Origin of the sequence: Collinsella sp. OM07-12 (genome assembly GCF_003438275.1) — a bacterium.
Lineage (GTDB): Bacteria > Actinomycetota > Coriobacteriia > Coriobacteriales > Coriobacteriaceae > Collinsella.
Map to the genome: position 1 here is coordinate 1 of NZ_QSTQ01000009.1, position 16,245 is coordinate 16,245.

Below are 16,245 nucleotides of genomic sequence, written 5' to 3' on the forward strand. Positions count from 1 at the left end.
GCCGCCACGGCCGCCACGATCGCCACCGCGACCGCCACGGTCGCCACCGCGGCCACCGCGATCGCCAAAGCCGCCGCGGCCGCCACGGTCACCGCCACGGCCACCACGATCGTCACGGCCGCCGCGAGGACCGCGGTCCTCATCCAGGCCCATGGCGACGAGCGGAGCGATAACCTTATCGAGAGCGGCCATCAGCTCGGTGGCCTCCTTGTAAGAAAGCTCGGGCAGGAGCTTCTCCTTCTTATTGGCAAGCTCGACCAGGCCCTCAGCGGCATCCTCGGCAGCGAAGACAACGATCTTGCGCATATCGCCCTCGGCGTCGTCGATGCGGCCGACCAGATCGGCAGCCTCGGCCTCGGCCATCAGGCCATCGAGCTCGCGAAGGCGCATGCCCAGCAGATCGGACATTTCCTTCTGCTCCATCTTGGGCTTGAGGTCAAGAAGCTTGATGGCGCGCTCGATGTTCGCCATGCGCTCGGCCTTGGCCTCCTCCTCCTTGGAAATAGCAAAGCGACGGCTACGCAGCAGGCGGGCGGCCTTCTGCATCTTGTCCATCAGCTCTTCGTCATCGTAATCAGCGGCGGCCTCGACAACCTCGGCCTCCTCCTCGGCGGAAACCTCGTCAGCAGCCTCAACCTCGGCAGCTTCGGTCTCCACGGTCTCGACTGCCTCAACCTCGGCAGCCATGGTCTCGTTCTCGGTCTCGTTCATGATCTCTTCGTTCTCGGACATGAGACTCCTTCTTGGCCCTCTCGGGCATCATCGCCCCATTCGCGGGGCCCGTCGCGCACTCTTTGCGCTTTAAACATTCATGCCTCTCGGCAAAACGTCCATTAGTTTATGGTGTCGCCATCCAATCTAGCTGCAGAATCTATGTGCACACATTAATGCGACATGTCGCGGTATCATGGCCCGAACCAAACGCATCCACCTTAAGGAGCCCGCCATGATTAAGCCCATCATGAAATCCGAGTTCTTTTTGCGCCTGCCTTCCGAAGACGCGGGGCCCGACGACGCCGCGACCGGGCAGGATCTTCTGGACACGCTGCACGAACACGAGCACGAGTGCGTGGGCCTTGCCGCCAACATGATCGGCGTACGCAAGCGCATCATCTGCGTAAAGGACGACAACAGGGCGCTGCTCATGTACAACCCTCAAATTCTTGAGAAGGTCAACGCCTACCAGACGAGTGAAGGATGTCTTTCGCTCGTCGGCGAGCGTCCCTGCACTCGTTATCGCCGCATTAAGGTGGAATATCTGGACGAGAGCTTTGTCCACCGCATCAAAAACTTCTCAGGCTACACCGCCGAGATCATCCAACACGAAATCGACCACTGCCAAGGAATCGTTATATAGTTCCGCCAATTCAAGAAGGCTCCCTGCAGCCAAGCAACTGCAGGGAGCTTTTCATAGTGCGGAACTTCTATCCCACTAGCTCTGGCGGTAGTGATCGAAGAAGTCGGCGAGGTCCTCGAGCGACTCCTTTAGTACTTCCATGCGCGGCAGGTACACGATGCGGAAGTGGTCGGGCTCGGCCCAGTTAAAGCCGCCGCCGCGCGTGATCAGGATCTTCTTCTCGTGCAGCAGGTCAAGGGCAAACTGCTCGTCATCGGTGATGTTGAACTTCTTAACATCCATCTTGGGGAAGATGTAGAACGCCGCACGCGGCTTGACCACCGAGATGCCATCAATCTTGTTGAGCGCCTCATACACAAAGTTGCGCTGCTCGTAGACACGGCCGCCGGGACGGATGTAGTCGTTGACGGACTGATGTCCACCGAGTGCCGTCTGAACGATCGATTGAGCCGGCACGTTGGAGCACAGGCGCATGTTGGAGAGCATGTTGATGCCCATGATGAAGTCGCTCATGCAGCGCTGGTTGCCCGAAAGCACCATCCAACCGATGCGATAGCCTGCAATCATGTGCGACTTGGACAGGCCGCTAAACGTAACGCAGGGCAGGTCGGGGGCAAGCGATGCAATGGAGACGTGCTCGTAGCCGTCCATGCACAGACGGTCGTAGATCTCATCAGCAAAGATCATCAGCTGATGCCTGCGTGCAATCTCGACGATGCCCTCGAGCACCTCGCGCGGATAGACGGAACCCGTGGGGTTGTTGGGGTTGATGATCACGAGGGCTTTGGTCGCGCTCGTGATCTTGGACTCCATATCCTCCAGATCGGGATACCAATCCGCCTGCTCGTCGCACAGATAGTGCACGGGATGTCCGCCGGCAAGAGTTGCGCACGCCGTCCACAGCGGGTAATCGGGGCTGGGAATCAGGATCTCGTCGCCGTTATCGAGCAGTGCGTTCATCGAAAGCTGAATGAGCTCGGACACGCCGTTGCCCGTGTAGATGTGCTCCATCTGAACATTGGGCAGGCCCTTGATCTGCGAGTACTGCATGATCGCCTTGCGCGCGGAGAACAGGCCGCGCGAGTTGGAATAGCCTTCGCAGTCGGGCAGCTGCTGGCGCATGTCCTTAATGACCTCGTCGGGCGTGCGAAAACCAAAGGGCGCGGGGTTGCCGATATTGAGCTTGAGAATGCGCTCGCCCTCGTCCTCCATGCGGGCGGCCTCGTCAACGACGGGACCGCGCACGTCATAGAGGACGTTGTCGAGCTTGCTGGATTTAGAAAAAGTACGCATGGTGGCGCTCCTTGCAATTTGAGCCGAGGGGTTGGGTTCGGGTTTGGAAACGTTGCGGGGCGATGATGTCTCGCCTTGATCGGCGTCACTGGCGAGCAGCCAGGTAACATCGACCTCCAAAATACGGGCGAGCAGCTCTGCCACATCGCGCCGCGGAATCGTCTTGCCGCTCACATATTGGCTCATCTGACTCTTGCCGAGTTTTTTGCCGAGCATCTCCGATGCGCGGATCACGTCCGACTGGCGAACGTCGCGATCGGACATAGCCTGTCGCAGGCGATCGCTAAACGTCTCTTGGGCCACTAGAACCTCCTTGCTGGCAAAGTTCAATTTGTAGAACACGAATTGAACCTGAGTTCAATTTAGGCAGCAGTATAACGCCGTGCTATTTCGAAAAGTTCAATTTCAAAAATAAAATGAGCCAAACCTCGAGATTTATCCCAAGGCGATAACGACGTGCGCTCGTTTAGAGGTATTCGAGGAAACGAGCGGCGGCAAGCGAAACATCGGCCGTGCGATATATCGCATTGATCAGCCGATGAGGATGTCCCTCGAGCGGACGCACGGCAACATCGAACTGGCAGCGGCGCAAGATGAGCGCCGGAAGAATGCTCACACCCAGACCGTCCTCGACCATGGCCATAATCGCATAGTCATCCCAGGTTGACAGCTTCGAGCGCACCGCCAGGCCCGCACGACGGAACAGTGGCGTAATCTCATCGTCACTGCCACGTTCCAGCAGAATAAACTGCTCGTTGGCCAAATCAGCAAGAGAAACGGCCTTTGCAGTGGCAAGTGAAGAGTTTGCCGGCACCACCGCCATCAGCTCATCTTGCACCAACGCCCGCGATGTCATGCCGTTTCCTCGGGGCTCACGCGGAATAAAGCCCAGGTCGCAGCGCCCTTCCGCCACCCATTGCTCAATCTCCGAGTAATCGCCCATCAGCAACTCATAATCGACGTCCGGGTGATCGGCACGAAAGCGCGCAATCACCGGCGGCAGCACATGGGTCGCCACACTCGAAAACGTACCGATGCAGATTTTGCCGCGCATGAGCCCACGCATCTCATCCACCCGTCGCTGCAAACGAACAAATTCCTCGCATAACGCCTCGACCGCCGGCATAACTTGCCGCCCATCGGCAGAAAGCACTACGCCCTCGCGGCTTCTATCGAGCACTTTAAAGCCCCAGTCTGCCTCAAGATCGGCCACCATACGGCTCACGCCCGACTGCGAATAGCTCAGCCGCTCGGCGGCGCGCGTAAAACTGCCGGCGCGCACGGTCTCGAGCAGCACCTGCATCTTTTGAATATTCGTTTCCACGGCACCCCTCCACCTTTACATGAGTTTTTGTCATGTTATCCATGCATTATATTCGATTTTCTTCTATAGCCACCTCACCCATAGTGAACATGTTCGGATATAAAGGGGACGGAAGCGCATGAACAACGGACTGTTTACGTACTTAGCAGCATTGCTATTGTTTGGCTCCAACGGCATCATCGCCGCTGCCATCGCGCTGCCGAGCTCCGATATCGTGCTGCTGCGCACCTTTCTGGGAGCCCTCTCGCTTGTCACCATCCTCGTTATCACCCAACGCCATAAGCTGCAGGCGCCATCTCGTCCCCGCGAAGCCGCAGCACTCCTTCTCTCGGGAGCCGCGCTGGGCGCCAGCTGGATTTTTCTGTTCCGCGCCTACCAGACGATCGGCGTCGGCGTATCCTCGCTGCTGTACTACTGCGGCCCCATCATCGTCATGGCCCTCTCGCCGTTTATCTTTGGCGAAAAACTGACCGGCAGCAAAATCGCCGGCTTTATCGCCGTCGCCTGCGGCGCTTTTCTCATTGCAGCGCAAGGTCTCGGCGGCAACATGCCCATTGCGGGCATCGTCTGCGGCATCGCCTCGGCATTTTGCTATGCGCTGATGGTCATCGCTAGCAAGGGTGCGCCACACATCGAGGGTCTCGAGAACTCCGCGCTCCAGTTGAGCGCCGCCTTTGTGACCGCGCTGGTCCTTACGCTCGTCACCCAAGGCGCTCCCTCGTTTTTCTCCCCCGGCATCGCCGCAGGCATCGATTGGCGCGCCGTCGCTATGCTCGGCGTCGTCAACACCGGCATCGGTTGCCTGCTCTACTTTAGCGCCGTCGCCAAGCTGCCCGTGCAGACCGTCGCGGTTGTCGGCTACCTCGAGCCGCTCTCGGCCGTCGTGTTCTCCGCCGTCCTTTTGGGTGAAGTTATAACGCCAGTCCGCCTGATGGGCGCCGCACTTATCATCGGCGGCGCGATTTTTTGCGAACTCGCTGGCAAGCGCGCAAGCGCCAAGGCCGGTATCGCCCAGACAGTACGCGCTTAAAAGCCCCTGTTTTGAAATGCTACCTGCGTACATAAATAATCCCCAGCTGGGGATTATTGTCTAAAAATACCCGATGTGCCAAACTGCTCTTGTATGTATAAAGACGGCATAAAAGTTATCTGCTCAGGACAGATAACCGGATGTCTAAGGGAGTCCACGTGGCACACAACAAGTTGGAGGCAAGCCTCCAAGACCAGCATAGTCAGGGCGGGCATGGCGCCATCCCCCTCTCCGCTGGCATGTTGCTCGTAACGCTCGGCGTCGTCTATGGCGACATCGGCACGAGCCCCATGTACACCATGAAGTCAATCGTCGCCAACAACGGCGGCATCGGAACCGTCAGCGAGGACATGATTCTGGGCGCGCTTTCACTCGTTATCTGGACCATGACACTCGTGACCACGGTCAAGTACGTGCTGATCGCCATGAAGGCCGACAACCATAACGAGGGCGGCATCTTCGCCCTATTCAGCCTAGTACGCAAGGTGGCACCATGGCTGATTCTACCCGCCATGATCGGCGGCGCGGCGCTGCTCGCCGACGGCATCCTCACCCCCGCCGTCACGGTTACCACGGCCATCGAGGGCTTGCGCACCATCGAGTGGGGCCATGCGCTTTTGGGTGACGGCCAGACCAACGTCATCATTATTACCATCATCATTATCTGCGGCCTATTTGCCATGCAGCGCGCTGGCACCTCGTCAATCGGCAAGCTGTTCGGCCCGCTCATGACGCTGTGGTTCCTGTTCTTGGCTGGCGCCGGCCTGTTCAACATGCTCGGAAACCTGTCCATCCTGCGCGCGCTCAACCCCATTCGCGGCATCATGTTCCTGTTCTCGCCCATCAACCATTCGGTCATCATGGTGCTCGGCTTTGTCTTCCTGTCGACAACCGGTGCCGAGGCGCTCTACTCGGACATGGGCCACGTGGGCAAAGCAAACATCTATGCATCCTAGCCGTTTGTTAAGGCGGCCCTTATCCTCAACTATCTGGGTCAAGGCGCTTGGCTACTCGCCAATAACTCCAACCCCCAGATGCTCGCGATGGATATCGTCAACCCGTTCTATATGATGCTTCCCGAGCCCCTGCGTCCCTTTGCCATCGTGCTTTCGGCCGTGGCGGCCATTATCGCCTCGCAGGCGCTCATCACCGGCTCGTTCTCGCTGGTATCCGAGGCAACGCGCCTCAACCTTATGCCGCATCTGCGCATCCACTACCCCAGCGACACCAAGGGCCAGCTCTATATTCCGCTCGTCAACAACATCATGTGGGTCGGCTGCATCTTTATCGTGCTGCTGTTCCAGAACTCCGAGCGCATGGAAAGCGCCTATGGCCTCGCCATCACCGTGACCATGCTCATGACCACGACGCTTTTGACGAGCTATATCGCCGGCATTCTCAAGCACAAGCTGGGTGCCTGCGTCTTCGCCCTGCTCTTCGGTGCCATTGAGCTGTGCTTCTTCGCCTCGTGCCTTACCATGTTCTTTGACGGCGGCTATGTGATGATCTTCCTGGCCTCGCTGCTGTTTGGCCTTATGTATGTGTGGCGCCGCGGCACCGCCATCGAGCGCACGCAGACGATCCTGCTGCCGGTCTCCAAGTACATCGATCAGCTCAACCGCCTGCGCAACGACGAGACCTATCCCGTGCTCGCCGACAACCTGGTGTTCCTCACCAACAGCCCCGATCCGCTCACACTCGACCGCGACGTGCTCTATTCCATCCTGGACAAACATCCCAAGCGCGCCAAGGCATACTGGTTCATTAACGTGCATGTCACCGATGAGCCCTATACGCACGAGTATTCCGTCGAGACCTTTGGCACGGACTTTTTGTTCCGCGTGCGCCTGGACCTGGGCTTTAAGGTCAACCAGCGCGTTAATGCCTACCTGCGCCAGATCGTTGGCGACCTGATGGCATCGGGCGAGCTGCCGCCGCAGCACCACACCTACTCCATCTATGAGACGCGCGGCAACGTGGGCGACTTCCGTTTTTGCATGCTGCGCAAGATGCTCGCCCCCGAAACGGACATCAACCGCAACGACCACCGCGTGATGGCCATCAAGTACGCCGTCCGCCGCGCCTGCGGAAGCCCGGCACGCTGGTACGGTCTTGAGAACTCGGCCATCATCATCGAGTACGTGCCGCTGTTTGCCCGCATGCGCCCGGCCGTTAAGCTCGTGCGCACCCAGGTGCCGCTCGAGGTTCAGATCGAAGAGGCCGAGGAAATGGAAGTCGACATCTTCTCGGACGACTTGGTCAACGGCAACGAGGCCGGTAGGGACATGAACGTCGATCCCACCGAGCTGCTCGAGAGCGTCGCCGATACGCCCGAACAGCAACAGCTCGACGGTCTTGAGAACGAACAACTCAACGACGCCAACTTCTAGCGACGTCACAAATCAACGACAGCGGCCCTGCACCTCACGAGAGACGCAGGGCCGCTTTGCATTGCAGTAAAGCTAACGGCTACGAACGACGCGGCTCGGGAACCACGAGCCTATCGGGGCTCGCGCCCTCGGCATCCATCAGGCTCACGTAGCGAATCGACGGATCCTCATACATCGCATAGTAATAATTGCCCGTGCGCGCGCTAAAGCATCCGGTGTAGATAGTCTTCTCGAACTTGCCATCGCCCATCCTGGACGCCCCCTCAATCATCACCACGCCCTCGAGTGAGCGGAACATGCGGACGACGTTTTCGGCCTCGCTCTCCTTTTGCGGGTAATTGGCATTGAGGTACGCCGCCTTTACAAAACGGCTCGGCGAATAGCAGTCACCGGGAATGCCGCGCATGCCGGCACCCGCGCCATAGGGTTTGAGCTCGGCGCCACGCCATGTCGCCGTCTGCGGAAAATCGCTTGTGGCTGTGATATAGGTGCGCAGGTTTTCCATGTGCCACGGGAAGGTCGGCTGGTTGGCAAGGGTGTCGACCGGATCGTCGTATACATGCAGGCCGTCAGCCATCATCTCGACCACGATGCTGCGCTGGCTGTCGCCGATAATCCAATGGAGCAGCGACACGCCCAGCCCCTCTCCGGCAGATTTGGCGACAATCACCGTGTCGCGCAGCGCGGCCTCGACCTCATCGACCGTCGAGAACGTCGCTGCCACCCACAGGGGAAACTCATAGGCCGCGATATTGGTCTTTCCATCAACCGGGCCCTCGGCATACTCGGCATAGCCGGGAAAGTTAAGCCCCGCCACAGCCAGACCCGCATCGTTACCACAGTCGAAAAACATGGGATAGTTCTTGTAATCGATGCACATGCCGATTACCGCGTGTGCCGCCGACGCATCGTCGATAAACGAATACGGAATGTGAAACCCGCGCGGCATCACACGAACCTGTTGGCCGTAGTCAAAGCTCCAGTCGAGGTTGCGGCCTAGATACATGTGGCCAGAATTATCGGTAAATCGAATGCTCGTGCACATAGCGCCTCCTAGCTCAATGTTCTTACTAAGGTCATTGTCACCAAACAAAGGAGCGCTAAACAAAAAGTCCGGACATGACAACAATGTCATACCCGGACTTTACAAGCAAGATAGACCCAACCAAGTCAACCCCGCAGGTCGTCTAAGGGGTCAAAGTGCCGCAGATTGCCACGAAAGAGGAGCGAAGCGTACTTAAGGTACGCGAGCGACGATTGAGCGGCAAGGTGCGGTGCTTTGGTCCCCTTAGACCAACTTGCCAAGACAGTGATCAATCATGTGTTGGATCATCTGTGCCTCAAAACCTGCGTAGTCGCGGCGGCACTCCTTCATCTTGCCGTCGACGATCTGGTCAAAGGCAACCTTGCACTTGATGTAGCGCGTGGACTTGGTGATCTCGTCGTGCGTCAGGCAGCTCTCCTCCATCTTGCTGGCGCCCAGGCCAAACACCAGACGGGGGTTGTAGAGCACGTGGGGCTCGCCGGCATCGTCCAGATAGACGCAGACCTTCTTGGTGACGCCAATCTGGTTGGCGGCAAGGCAGCCGGCATCCTCGAGCGACTTAATGGTATCGATCAGGTCCTGTGCGACCGACTCGTCCTCGACAGTCGCAACCTCGCAGCGCTGGGACAGGATGACCTCGTCGCGGCAGAGCTCTTTAATCATACGTTCCTCCAAAGAGTTCGTTGTAACCGCTTAAGTATACGGTACCTACACATTTTCATACGAAAAATACCGCACGTCTGCCCCCAAAGCGCCGAACATCAACATGCGAGGAACACTAACTATAAAAAGGCGATATAGTAAGGAAGTTCGTGTCAATCGGCCTAAACTCGGGGCCGAACAAGGAAAGGGTATGCATGGACGAACTTTTTCACGTCAGTGAGCGCAAGTCCACAATCGGGACCGAACTTCGCGCTGGACTGACAACATTCCTGGCGATGGCCTACATCATCGCCGTCAACCCCGCGGTGCTCTCGGGCGCCGGCATCGATGCGGGAGCGCTCGCCTGCGCCACTTGTCTGGGCGCCGGCATCATGACCATCTGCATGGGCATCTTCGCCAACCGCCCGCTCGCCTGCGCGTCGGGTCTGGGCATCAACGCCATGATTGCGGGCATCACCACCACCATGTGCGGCGGTGACTGGCACGTGGCCATGAGCGTTATCTTCCTCGAGGGTGTCGTCATCTTGCTGCTCGTCCTTTGCGGCCTGCGCGAGGCCATTATGGACGCCATCCCCGTGGTCCTGCGCCACGCCATCTCGGTTGGTCTGGGCATGTTCATCGCCATGATCGGCCTGTGCGATGCCGGCATCATCACCGCTGGCGCCGGTACGCTTGTCGGCCTGGGCGACATCACCTCCCCCACCTTTATCGTCGGCATCATCTCCATCGTCGTGACGGTTGCCCTGGCTTCCCGCAACGTGCCGGGCTCGCTGCTCATCGGCATCATCGTCGCCGTTATCGCCGGTATCCCGCTGGGCGTCACCCATGCGCCCGAGGGCCTTATCGCCCCGCTCGACTTCTCGACCTTTGGCGCCCCGTTTGCCAGCACCGCCGACGGCAACATGGCCATCGTGAAGGTTCTGACCGACCCGATGCTGCTCGTCGTTGCCTTCTCGCTGCTCATGAGTGACTTCTTCGACACCATGGGCACCGCGATGGCCGTCGCCAAGCAGGGCGAGTTCCTAACCGAGGACGGCAATGTCGAGGACATCCGCCCCATCCTGGTCGTTGACTCCGTGGCCGCCGCTGCCGGTGGCTTTATGGGCGTCTCCTCCATCACCACCTTCGTCGAGTCCACCTCCGGCGCTGCCGACGGTGGCCGCACGGGCCTCACCTCCGTCACCACCGGCGTGTTGTTCATCCTCGCCGCGTTCTTCTCCCCCGTCGTCTCCATCGTTTCCAGTGCCGCCACCTGCGGCGCCCTGGTCTACGTCGGCTACCTCATGATGAGCGAGGTCTCCGAGATCGACTGGTCCGACGTGTCGCAGGGCTTCCCGGCGTTCATGATTGTCGCCGGCGTGCCCTTCACCTACTCCATCTCTGCCGGTATTGGCCTGGGCTTTATCGCCTACGTGGTCGTCGCGCTCTTTAAGGGCGAGGCCTCCAAGATCAAGCCGCTCATGTGGATCGCAGCCCTTGCCTTCCTCGTCTACTTCTTCGTGGCGTAACGGCATAGTCTGCTAACGCAAAACAACAAGGCGCGGAGTCGCATCGAACGGCTCCGCGCCTTTCTTTTAGCGTCTGTCCCCGTGCCGGCGTGCGACAATTGAGGCTGTCAATATCACAACACCGAGAGAAGCCTGCCTTGGAAGCACATCATAAGCAGATAACCGTTTATTCAGAGTGTGCGGAAGGCGCGCCCGTCATCTACCTCCCCGTTGCCATGGGCGACGGTAGTGAAGTCTACAAGCGCTGCCGAGAGCTCGACTGCCCGCCGTTCGCCCTTGTCGCCATTGGAGGGCTCGATTGGAATCGCGAGCTGAGCCCCTGGGCATGCGACGGAACTATACGAGATGCCGAGCCCTTTGGCGGACAGGCTGCTGGTTTTCTTGACGAGTTGTTGAAGCAGATAATCCCCCAGGCCGAATCATCGCTCCCGCAACCGCCCTCCTGGCGCGGCGTTGCCGGCTACTCGTTGGCGGGTCTTTTTGCACTGTGGGCACTTTGGCAAACAGATGTCTTTGAGCGCGCGGCGAGTGCATCGGGGTCGCTGTGGTTCCCCGGCTTTATCGACTACGCGCGCGAGCGCACGATGACAGCTACGCCCGACGCCGCCTATCTGTCGCTCGGTAAAAAGGAAACCAAGACGCCCAACCGCATGATGCGGCACGTACTCGACGATACGCGCGCGATGGAAGAGCTGTTTATCGAACGCGACATTCCAACAACGCTGGAGCTCAACCCCGGCAATCACTTTGCCCAAACTGACCTGCGCATGGCGCGCGGCATCCACTGGATACTGACGCATTAAAAATGGTGCCCACGCGCATATACGCATGGGCACCATATCTTGTTTTAGCTGAACGCAGCTGCTACTTAGCAGCCTCCTCAAGCTCAGAAGTATCGAACTCAAAATCATTGCCGGGCAGAATCGCATTGAGCACGATACCCACCAGCGAGCCCACGGCAAGACCGGAAAGCGAAATCGTCACGCCGCCCAGCTCCAGCACGATGGCGCCAGCGGTGCTGTACGCAATACCGAGCGAAAGCACAAGCACCAGAGCGGCCACCAGCACGTTGCGGTTGTTCTGGAAATCGACCTGGTTCTCGATGAGGTTACGGACGCCCACAGCGCTGATCATGCCGTAGAGCACGAGCGACACGCCGCCGATAACGCATGCCGGCATGGCTGCGATGACCGCAGCGAACTTGGGGCAGAACGAAAGCACGATGGCACAACACGCGGCAATGCGGATCACGCGCGGGTCGAACACGCGCGTCAGGGCGAGCACGCCGGTGTTCTCGCCATAGGTGGTGTTGGCCGGAGCGCCAAAGAGCGAAGCCAGAATCGTGGCAAAGCCGTCACCGAGCAGCGTGCGATGCAGACCAGGATCGGCGATGTAGTTACGCTCGCAAGTGGAGCCGATAGCCGAGATGTCACCGATATGCTCGATCATGGTCGCAAAGGCCAACGGCATAATGGTGATGATGGCCGTCGTGGCAAGGCCGCTATCGAACTGCGGGCCAAAGAGCGCAAACACGGTGTTGTCCCACACGATGGGCAGACCGACCCACGGAGCGGCGGCAACGCCCGAAAAATCGACCTCACCCAACGCAGCCGCGACGGCATAGCTCACCACGACGCCCAGCAGGATCGGCACGATCTTGACCATGCCGCGGCCCCAAATATTGCATACGACAATGACGGCCACAGCGACAACGGCAACAAGCCAATTGGTCTGGCAGTTGGCGATAGCAGAGCTTGCCAAGATCAGGCCGATGGAAATGACGATGGGGCCGGTCACCACCGGCGGAAAGAAGCGCATAACGCGCTTGGCGCCAAAGGCGCGGAACAGCGCTGCCAGCACCGGATAGAGCAGACCGGCGCAGGCAACGCCCAGGCAGGCGTAGGGCAAAAGCTCGGCCTCGCCGTTGGGCGCAATTGCGGCATAACCGGCAATAAAGGCAAACGATGAGCCCAAAAATGCCGGCACCTTACCGCGCGATAGGAAGTGGAACAGCAGCGTGCCCAAGCCGGCAAACAAAAGCGTTGCCGACACCGAGAGACCGGTGAGCACGGGCACCAGCACCGTGGCGCCAAACATGGCAAACAGGTGCTGCAGACCGAGCAGGAACATGCGCGGGCGGCCGAGCGACGATGCGTCGTAGATGGCATCGCTAACGGCGGGCGTCGAGAACTGGGACATTGATGTCCTTTCGAATGGAAGGGCGATCGGGCATATCGGATAACCTGCCCGAACGATACGATCCGAACCATTGTACGCGATACGCAGCGCCTCGCACGCGCCGCCGCCTGCGAACGGCATCGTTATTTCCAGACACGCTCCACAATACGCTTGACCAGCGCAATCTTTGCCCACTGCTCGTCCTCGGTCAGCTTGTTGCCAATCTCGCAGCTGGCAAAGCCACACTGCGGAGACAGATACAAGTTCTCGAGCGGCACGTACTTTGTCGCCTCGCGGATGCGCTCGACGATGGCGTCTTCGTTCTCGAGCTCTGCCGCCTTGGTGGTCACCAGGCCCAACACGACCTTCTTGCCGGGGGCAACGTACTTGAGCGGCTCAAAGCCACCGGCACGCGGCGTATCGAACTCAAGATAGAACGCATCGACGTTCTCGTGTACGAACAGGTACGGTGCGATGGGGTCGTAGCCGCCCTCAAAAGCATAGGTGGAGTGATAGTTGCCGCGGCACACGTGCGTGTTAATGACAAGGTTATCGGGCTTGCCCTCGATGGCGGCGTTGTTGAGCGCCACGCCCAGCTCGCTCACCTTTTGCAGGTCAACCGGGCTCATACCGGTCTTGGACACAAAGTCGGCATCGCAATAGATGCCCCAGGTGCAGTCATCAAATTGAATGTTGCGGCAGCCTACGGCATACAGGTCGGCAATAACGGTGCGGTATGCTGCGGCGATGGCATCGGCGAGATCTTCGTCGGTCTTGTAGACGGCGCGCAGGCTCTCCTGCTGGCCATCGCAGCGGTCGAGCGTGACTTCGGAGAACGTCTGAATCGGCGCCGGAATGGTCTGTCGCGCGACCTGACCCTCCCCCTCGAGCGCCTTGACAAATTTGAAGTGCTCGACGAACGGATGATTCTCGCCGCTAATGGGACCGGTTACCACGGCGGTGTCGGCGGTAGTCTCCTCATCGTGGAACATATAGCCTGTACGCGAGGTGCGACGCTCGACGCCGTTCAGCCCCCACATAAAATCGAGGTGCCAGTAGCTGCGGCGAAACTCGCCATCGGTGATGACCTGCAGGCCGGCGGCCTTTTGCTTTGCCACCAAATCGCGGATGGCATCGTCCTCGACGGCCTTAAGTCCCTCGGCATCAAGCGTGCCTGCCGTATAGGCAGCACGAGCGTCCTTTACGGCCTGCGGACGAAGAAAGCTGCCGACGATATCGGCGCGAAACGGTGCGTTCGGTTGAATCGAAGTGCTCATAGATATCTCCCTTTTGCATTGGTTGCTTTACCGGGACAGAGTATGAGCGTTCATATGGCCATCGTAAAATATACGTTTATAACAGTTTGATATAGATGCTTCCTATGTCACTCTGGACTGCCATAAAGGGACTTGAACCGTGGGGAACACAGCAGCCTAGATATGCTGACGAATCGCGTCGATATAGGCCCGACCGTAGCGCGTGAGCGTCGTGTTCTTGCGCGTGATGATGCCAATCTCCATGTACTCGTCCACGTCGAGCGGAATCGAGATAATGCCGGGGCCGTTGAGCTCGTGGCTAATCACGCCCGAACACACCGTGTAGCCGTTGAGGCCCATGACCAGGTTGAACAACGTCGCGCGGTCGCGCACGCGGATATTCTTGCGACGCTCAAACGTCGAGGTCAGCTCCTCGGAATAGTAAAACGAATTGTAGCTGCCCTGCTCGTAGGACAGGAACGGATAATCTTCCAAGTCCTCGAGCGTCACGCTGGAGCGGTCCGCCAGCGGATGGTCGGCACAGACGAAGATATGAGGCGTGGCACAGAAGAGCCCTTCGAACACGAGCTCGTTGGCCGCCAGCATGCGCTCGATGACCTCGCGGTTGTGCTCGGACAGATATAGGATGCCCAGTTCGCTTTTCATATGCGCGACGTCCTCGATAATCTCGTGAGTCTGCTCCTCGCGCAGGGTAAAGTCGTAGCGCGCGGCATCGAACTCACGGATCACATCGACAAACGCGTTGACGGCAAAGGAGTAATGCTGGCAGCTCACGCTAAAATGCGGCACCTGCTCGGATGCTCCTTTGTACTTACCCTCGAGCAGATCAGCCTGATCGAGCACCTGGCGCGCATAGCCCAAGAAGGTCTCGCCCTCCTCGGACACAATGACGCCCTTGTTGGTGCGCTCAAAGATATGCACGCCCATCTCGTTTTCGAGATCGCGAATCGACGCGGTAATCGAAGGCTGCGACACATAGAGGCGACGCGAGGCCTCGGTGATGCTGCCACATTCGGCAACCTTTACAACGTACCTGAGCTGCTGAAGCTTCATGGCTTTCTCCCTAGACGTTCGCGATGCCGAAGTCTGCCGCGTTCATCTGACGCATAAATGACGGCATCTCACCCGTCGCGGCGCAGGCGGCAATCTGATGCAGCGCTGCGGCAACCGCATCATCTGCCGCAGCGCCGATATGCCAGCGTGCGGCAGCCGTGACGGCCTCGTTGGCATTGGCGACCGCAACGGAGTTGGGAACGGCATCGATCATGGGCAGGTCGTTATCGGAATCGCCAAATACGGCCACCTCGTCGGGCGTTAGGCCCAAAGCGCGCGCCAGCTCCAGCGCAGCGCAGCCCTTGTCCCAACCAGCCGGAAGGATGTCGAACAGGCGCACACGGTTGTTGGGAAACACAAGCGAGAGCTCCGGCACCTCGGCGGCAACGCGCTCGCGTAGCTCCGCGAGTTCCTCACGCGAACGGGCGCTCCAGATATTCGCCTTGAACACCGGCGCATCATCGACGACAGGGCGGCACGGGGCCTCTTCGCCCTTGAGCCACGCATTGCCGCCCGATTCCATAGCGCGGCGCACACGCTCGGCATCACGTGTCACGCAATAGGCATCGTTATCCCAAAAGCCATCACCCAAGCTGTATACCTTCAGATAGGTATCGTCGGTTTCTTCTTCCAGATAGGCGGCCAAGCGCATAAGCGCATCGTTATCGGTCGCACGCGAGGCGACCACTTCGCCATCGACAAACATGACCTGGCCGTTGCAGAATGCGCCGGTCGAAAAACACTCGGAATGATTTTTAAACATCCAGCCCATCGCAGACGGTTGGCGACCCGAAACCGGACCAAAGTGCAGACCCGCCGCCTGCATGGCATGAATGCCCTCGATGGCATAGTCGCTGGCGCCGTCATGCCCGGCCGGAATCAGCGTATCGTCCATATCGGTCAGCACGAGTTTGATCATAAGGTCCCCCAGTCGTTTTCATCCTAACCATTGTACCGATGCGCTAGTATAGGGAACAACAGATTCGATGCGGGAGTGCCGGCGGTGCAAACCACAAGGCTGAGAGGGCATGGGGCCCAATCCTTTGAACCTGTCAGTTAATGCTGGCGTAGGGAGCATGCCGCCTTTTTAGGGGCGCTGTCTATGCACAGCGCCCCTTTTCTATGCC

The 16,245-nt window shown here is 59.0% G+C and carries 13 protein-coding genes, 1 pseudogene and 1 riboswitch; of the genes and pseudogenes, 5 read left to right on the plus strand and 9 right to left on the minus strand.

Translation table 11 applies throughout. The features are described 5' to 3' along the window. The coding region (locus DXB98_RS04445; RefSeq protein ID WP_117743291.1) for a hypothetical protein at nucleotides 1-732 on the minus strand (732 nt) is incomplete at its 3' end. 214 nt (nucleotides 733-946) lie between these two features. Between DXB98_RS04445 and DXB98_RS04450 the strand changes: the two genes are divergently transcribed. Further along, complete coding sequence (locus DXB98_RS04450; protein ID WP_117734541.1) at nucleotides 947-1,357, plus strand: peptide deformylase; 411 nt, start codon at nucleotides 947-949, stop codon at nucleotides 1,355-1,357. Nucleotides 1,358-1,432: 75 nt separating this feature from the next. Here DXB98_RS04450 and DXB98_RS04455 read toward each other — a convergent pair whose 3' ends face one another. Next, nucleotides 1,433-2,914: an aminotransferase class I/II-fold pyridoxal phosphate-dependent enzyme gene (locus tag DXB98_RS04455; protein WP_117734733.1), complete on the minus strand. Its 1,482-nt coding sequence runs from the start codon at nucleotides 2,912-2,914 to the stop codon at nucleotides 1,433-1,435. 202 nt (nucleotides 2,915-3,116) lie between these two features. Next, nucleotides 3,117-3,974 carry a LysR family transcriptional regulator gene (locus DXB98_RS04460; RefSeq protein ID WP_117734542.1) on the minus strand — a complete coding sequence of 286 codons (858 nt, stop codon included), beginning with the start codon at nucleotides 3,972-3,974 and terminating at the stop codon, nucleotides 3,117-3,119. 118 nt (nucleotides 3,975-4,092) lie between these two features. Here DXB98_RS04460 and DXB98_RS04465 point away from each other — a divergent pair, with 118 nt between their 5' ends. Both DXB98_RS04465 and DXB98_RS04470 read left to right on the plus strand, forming a co-directional pair. Next, entirely contained in the window at nucleotides 4,093-5,004 is a 912-nt protein-coding gene (locus DXB98_RS04465; protein WP_117734543.1) for a DMT family transporter, read from the plus strand. A 140-nt stretch (nucleotides 5,005-5,144) separates the two neighbouring features. Next, nucleotides 5,145-7,394, plus strand: a pseudogene (locus DXB98_RS04470) (KUP/HAK/KT family potassium transporter). A 79-nt stretch (nucleotides 7,395-7,473) separates the two neighbouring features. Here the strand turns inward: DXB98_RS04470 and bsh are convergent. Together bsh and DXB98_RS04480 are read right to left on the minus strand one after the other, a co-directional pair. Then, nucleotides 7,474-8,439: a choloylglycine hydrolase gene (gene bsh / locus DXB98_RS04475; RefSeq protein ID WP_117743292.1), complete on the minus strand. Its 966-nt coding sequence runs from the start codon at nucleotides 8,437-8,439 to the stop codon at nucleotides 7,474-7,476. A gap of 243 nt (nucleotides 8,440-8,682) precedes the next feature. Further along, entirely contained in the window at nucleotides 8,683-9,102 is a 420-nt protein-coding gene (locus tag DXB98_RS04480) for a peptide deformylase (protein WP_117734546.1), read from the minus strand. Nucleotides 9,103-9,296: 194 nt separating this feature from the next. Here DXB98_RS04480 and DXB98_RS04485 point away from each other — a divergent pair, with 194 nt between their 5' ends. Continuing rightward, nucleotides 9,297-10,610, plus strand: coding sequence for an NCS2 family permease (locus tag DXB98_RS04485; protein WP_117734547.1), 1,314 nt, complete (start codon nucleotides 9,297-9,299; stop codon nucleotides 10,608-10,610). Between the two features lie 137 nt (nucleotides 10,611-10,747). Next, on the plus strand, nucleotides 10,748-11,413 hold the full coding sequence (locus tag DXB98_RS04490) for an alpha/beta hydrolase (protein ID WP_147330297.1): 666 nt from the start codon (nucleotides 10,748-10,750) through the stop codon (nucleotides 11,411-11,413). Between the two features lie 61 nt (nucleotides 11,414-11,474). Here the strand turns inward: DXB98_RS04490 and DXB98_RS04495 are convergent, their stop codons facing one another. From DXB98_RS04495 to DXB98_RS04510, 4 genes are all read right to left on the minus strand, one after another. Next, complete coding sequence (locus DXB98_RS04495; RefSeq protein WP_117743294.1) at nucleotides 11,475-12,809, minus strand: uracil-xanthine permease family protein; 1,335 nt, start codon at nucleotides 12,807-12,809, stop codon at nucleotides 11,475-11,477. 122 nt (nucleotides 12,810-12,931) lie between these two features. Next, entirely contained in the window at nucleotides 12,932-14,065 is a 1,134-nt protein-coding gene (locus DXB98_RS04500; RefSeq protein WP_117743295.1) for a 5-methyltetrahydropteroyltriglutamate--homocysteine S-methyltransferase, read from the minus strand. Nucleotides 14,066-14,221: 156 nt separating this feature from the next. Then, the gene (locus DXB98_RS04505) at nucleotides 14,222-15,118 is read right to left on the minus strand and encodes a LysR family transcriptional regulator (protein WP_117743296.1); all 897 of its coding nucleotides are present in this window, start codon (nucleotides 15,116-15,118) and stop codon (nucleotides 14,222-14,224) included. A 10-nt stretch (nucleotides 15,119-15,128) separates the two neighbouring features. After that, nucleotides 15,129-16,037, minus strand: coding sequence for an HAD-IIB family hydrolase (locus DXB98_RS04510; RefSeq protein WP_117734552.1), 909 nt, complete (start codon nucleotides 16,035-16,037; stop codon nucleotides 15,129-15,131). 61 nt (nucleotides 16,038-16,098) lie between these two features. After that, a riboswitch (TPP riboswitch) is annotated at nucleotides 16,099-16,209 on the plus strand. Nucleotides 16,210-16,245 lie beyond the last annotated feature (36 nt).

Coding starts and splice junctions, on each gene's coding strand:
- DXB98_RS04495 (WP_117743294.1), bottom strand. CDS start 12,809: ATGTCCCAGTTCTCGACGCCCGCCGTTAGCGATGCCATCTACGACGCA.
- DXB98_RS04505 (WP_117743296.1), bottom strand. CDS start 15,118: ATGAAGCTTCAGCAGCTCAGGTACGTTGTAAAGGTTGCCGAATGTGGC.
- DXB98_RS04485 (WP_117734547.1), top strand. CDS start 9,297: ATGGACGAACTTTTTCACGTCAGTGAGCGCAAGTCCACAATCGGGACC.
- DXB98_RS04455 (WP_117734733.1), bottom strand. CDS start 2,914: ATGTCCGATCGCGACGTTCGCCAGTCGGACGTGATCCGCGCATCGGAG.
- DXB98_RS04450 (WP_117734541.1), top strand. CDS start 947: ATGATTAAGCCCATCATGAAATCCGAGTTCTTTTTGCGCCTGCCTTCC.
- bsh (WP_117743292.1), bottom strand. CDS start 8,439: ATGTGCACGAGCATTCGATTTACCGATAATTCTGGCCACATGTATCTA.
- DXB98_RS04500 (WP_117743295.1), bottom strand. CDS start 14,065: ATGAGCACTTCGATTCAACCGAACGCACCGTTTCGCGCCGATATCGTC.
- DXB98_RS04480 (WP_117734546.1), bottom strand. CDS start 9,102: ATGATTAAAGAGCTCTGCCGCGACGAGGTCATCCTGTCCCAGCGCTGC.
- DXB98_RS04465 (WP_117734543.1), top strand. CDS start 4,093: ATGAACAACGGACTGTTTACGTACTTAGCAGCATTGCTATTGTTTGGC.
- DXB98_RS04510 (WP_117734552.1), bottom strand. CDS start 16,037: ATGATCAAACTCGTGCTGACCGATATGGACGATACGCTGATTCCGGCC.